General features: G+C 60.3%; 1 protein-coding gene. It reads left to right on the forward strand.

Annotated features, from left to right (window positions below):
• On the forward strand, positions 1-1,030 hold a 1,030-nt coding region (locus WH95_RS20050), incomplete at its 5' end, for an IS91-like element ISCR2 family transposase (protein ID WP_031430888.1).
• Between the last annotated feature and the right edge of the window lie 235 nt (positions 1,031-1,265).

A 1,265-nucleotide genomic window follows, 5' to 3' on the forward strand; every position in this document is an offset into this window, starting at 1 on the left:
GCACCTGGTCAAGAAAGCGGGCCATACCCACCAAGTGGCCAAGACGGGCGCGGTCACCCTGATCCAGCGTTTTGGATCGGCGCTCAATCTGAATGTTCACTTCCACATGCTGTTTCTCGACGGTGTGTATGTCGAGCAATCCCACGGCTCAGCGCGTTTCCGCTGGGTCAAGGCGCCGACCAGCCCAGAGCTCACCCAGCTGACGCACACCATCGCCCACCGGGTGGGTCGCTATCTGGAACGGCAAGGCCTGCTGGAACGGGATGTCGAAAACAGCTATCTGGCCTCGGATGCGGTGGATGACGACCCGATGACACCCCTGCTGGGGCACTCGATCACTTACCGTATCGCTGTCGGTTCACAGGCGGGGCGAAAGGTGTTCACTTTGCAAACTCTGCCGACCAGTGGTGATCCGTTCGGTGACGGGATTGGCAAGGTAGCCGGGTCCAGCCTGCACGCCGGCGTGGCGGCCAGGGCCGATGAACGCAAGAAGCTCGAACGGCTGTGCCGGTACATCAGCCGCCCGGCGGTATCCGAGAAGCGGCTGTCGTTAACACGAGGCGGCAACGTGCGCTACCAGCTCAAGACGCCGTACCGGGACGGCACCACGCACGTCATTTTCGAACCATTGGATTTCATTGCAAGGCTGGCCGCCCTGGTACCGAAGCCCAGAGTCAACCTAACCCGCTTCCACGGGGTGTTCGCACCCAACAGTCGGCACCGGGCGTTGGTCACGCCGGCAAAACGGGGCAGGGGCAACAAGGTCAGGGTGGCTGATGAACCGGCAACACCAGCACAACGGCGAGCGTCGATGACATGGGCGCAACGGCTCAAGCGTGTTTTCAATATCGACATCGAGACCTGCAGCGGCTGCGGCGGCGCCATGAAAGTCATCGCCTGCATTGAAGACCCTATAGTGATCAAGCAGATCCTTGATCACCTGAAGCACAAAGCCGAAACCAGCGGGACCAGGGCGTTACCCGAAAGCCGGGCGCCACCGGCTGAGCTGCTCCTGGGTCTGTTTGACTGACGAGCCTGAAGGCCAACGATACCAATCAAAATGCTGCGTTCACAGCGCCGCGGCAGGGATCCGCCGTGCTGGTTGTCGGAAAAGGAGCCGCTAGTGGGAAAGAGGAGGGTAAATTTTCAGCGTTGCTGGCTCCCCGTCAGCCGGATTGGGTTGCATCGCAGGGGTGTCGAAAGAGTCAACTGCGGTCCAAAGCTGTTGGACTTGGGTGAAAAGGGCGTTTATTCTTCCTATACGT

Source organism: Kiloniella litopenaei, from assembly GCF_000982415.1.
Taxonomy (GTDB): Bacteria; Pseudomonadota; Alphaproteobacteria; order Kiloniellales; family Kiloniellaceae; genus Kiloniella; species Kiloniella litopenaei.